Origin of the sequence: Paraburkholderia diazotrophica, assembly GCF_900108945.1 — a bacterium.
Classification (GTDB): domain Bacteria; phylum Pseudomonadota; class Gammaproteobacteria; order Burkholderiales; family Burkholderiaceae; genus Paraburkholderia; species Paraburkholderia diazotrophica.
In genome coordinates, this window is the sequence record NZ_FNYE01000099.1 from 1 (window position 1) to 2,344 (window position 2,344).

Here is a 2,344-nt window from a genome sequence, read left to right on the forward strand (position 1 = left end):
AATGCTGCGCGAGTGAATGTCCGGGAAGTCGTGGATCGAGAGCCATGTTCCGAGCGTTGCCCACGTGACATCGCGGCGGCTTGCGCTTTCGTATGGGACAGTGTCGGTGAGCAGTGACATGATGACACTCCGGCTCATTGGATAGGCGTCGCCGTCACACGCGCCCGAAATGATAGGTCAGACTGGCCTGTTTTCGTTTGGATCGCGAACCGGCCCCATCGCTTCGAGTCCTTCCGCGTAGCTGATCGTGTCAAACGACAGGTCGAAGAGGATCGCGGCGTCGGCGACCGCGTCGAGCTTGCCGGCCGTGTCTTTCCTTTTCAGCTCGCTCTTCTCCAGATGCAGGAGCTCAAGCATCTCGTTGTAGACGGTCGATTCCACAATCGGCAGCACGTAGAACACCGCTCCGTTGTACGGCACCTGGTAGCGTCTGGACAGATCGACGTTGTCGCAGAACAGGAAATACTTTCCGCGGGCCGAGAGGGCATTGCCGAGCACTTCCGCGACGTCTCTCAGGTATTCGAAGCTCAGTAGCCAACCGGCAAAGAACGACAGGTGCGGGTCGCTGACGTCCGCTACGGCCATGACCTGTTCGCAGGAAAGCTCGGGCGGGCGCGCCTCGTCGGCGAGCCGCGGTCCGAAGCGTAGCGCGAGCTCGCCGCGAAAACCGATCCGGCGAGGCGCGTTCGTATGCCCCCTGAAGACCGCGTTGAGGAGTCGGCCCTGGTGTTGCAGACTGGCCAACGGGGTTTCATCGAGTTCATGGTGGCTGATCGTGTCAGTCATTAGCATTCCTCTTTGATGGATCTTGCATGCGCGCGGACCGGGCGCTGCTTCGCACATCCTCGGCGGGATGTGCCGGGAACTTTGCAACATCCGTACCAATGCCAGGGCCAACGCCAGGCAGGCTATACGGGCAGGCTGCCCGGTGCTGCCCATGTCGTTTGCGACAAAAGGTGCGCGATTTGTCGGGAAGGCGACGTCGCGAACGTCGCAGGCGGCCATTCGGGGGAACCCGGCGGAAACCCGGCCTGGCCAGGGTTTCGACGATCTGCGCACTCATGGCATAAAAGCTGCGTCAACGGGGCCGCGCGGACACAATCCGGCCGATGCGTGACTCGACAGAAGAAGACCATACGGACACCGCAGGCTGAGGACATGGTCGCGGCTTTGCAGATCTGATTCGCAACCCTGGTTTCACCTTCCATGTCAATGGAGTACGACAATGTCTCAACTTCGGCAAATCGCCTTCTACGGCAAAGGCGGCATCGGCAAGTCCACCACGTCGCAAAATACGCTTGCGGCGCTGAGCGACCTCGGGCAGAAGATCCTCATCGTAGGGTGTGATCCAAAGGCTGACTCGACGCGCCTGATACTGCACGCGAAGGCGCAGGACACAATTCTCTCGCTTGCGGCGGAAGCGGGTTCAGTCGAGGACCTGGAACTCGATGACGTGATGAAGATCGGCTACAAGGACATCCGCTGCGTCGAGTCGGGGGGGCCTGAGCCGGGCGTCGGCTGCGCGGGCCGTGGCGTCATCACGTCGATCAATTTCCTCGAGGAGAACGGCGCGTATGACGGCGTGGACTATGTGTCGTACGACGTGCTCGGCGACGTGGTGTGCGGTGGCTTCGCCATGCCCATTCGCGAGAACAAGGCGCAGGAAATCTACATTGTCATGTCAGGCGAGATGATGGCGATGTACGCGGCGAACAACATCTCGAAGGGCATCCTGAAATACGCGAACAGTGGCGGCGTGCGCCTGGGCGGGCTCATCTGCAACGAGCGCAAGACCGACAAGGAACTGGAGCTTGCCGAATCGCTCGCGACGATGCTTGGCACGAGGCTGATCCACTTCGTGCCGCGCGACAACATCGTCCAGCACGCGGAACTGCGGCGAATGACCGTGATCGAGTACGCGCCGGACAGCTCACAGGCGGGCCAGTATCGCGCGCTTGCCGAGAAGATTCACCACAACGGCGGCAATGGTGTGGTTCCGACGCCGATCACGATGGACCAGCTCGAAGACCTGCTGATGGAGAAAGGCATCATGGTGCAGGTCGACGAGTCGCAGGTCGGCAAAACGGCGGCCGAACTGACCGCCTGACGAATGCCGGGCGAAGGTCGCCGTGCGGCGGCCGGATCCGGCGATGACATTCTCCACTTATGGGATATGCAATGACCGCGACGGTTGAAGAACGCAAGGCCGCCAACAAGGCCCTGATCGACGAAGTGCTGCAGGCCTACCCCGAAAAGATGGCCAAGCGCCGCGCCAAGCATCTGGGTTCCTTTGAACAGGGCAAGCCCGACTGTGGGGTGAAGTCCAACATCAAGTCGCTGCCCG

General features: G+C 61.1%; 2 protein-coding genes and 1 pseudogene. 2 read left to right on the forward strand and 1 reads right to left on the reverse strand.

Features of this window, described 5'->3' with window-relative positions:
• Positions 1-177: 177 nt before the first annotated feature.
• Entirely contained in the window at positions 178-786 is a 609-nt protein-coding gene (locus BMW76_RS39975; RefSeq protein WP_090874167.1) for a hypothetical protein, read from the reverse strand.
• Positions 787-1,225: 439 nt separating this feature from the next.
• Here BMW76_RS39975 and nifH point away from each other — a divergent pair, with 439 nt between their 5' ends.
• Together nifH and BMW76_RS42390 are read left to right on the forward strand one after the other, a co-directional pair.
• Complete coding sequence (gene nifH / locus BMW76_RS39980; protein WP_012406781.1) at positions 1,226-2,107, forward strand: nitrogenase iron protein; 882 nt, start codon at positions 1,226-1,228, stop codon at positions 2,105-2,107.
• 71 nt (positions 2,108-2,178) lie between these two features.
• Positions 2,179-2,344 (forward strand): annotated as a pseudogene (locus tag BMW76_RS42390) (nitrogenase molybdenum-iron protein alpha chain); the annotation flags it as partial.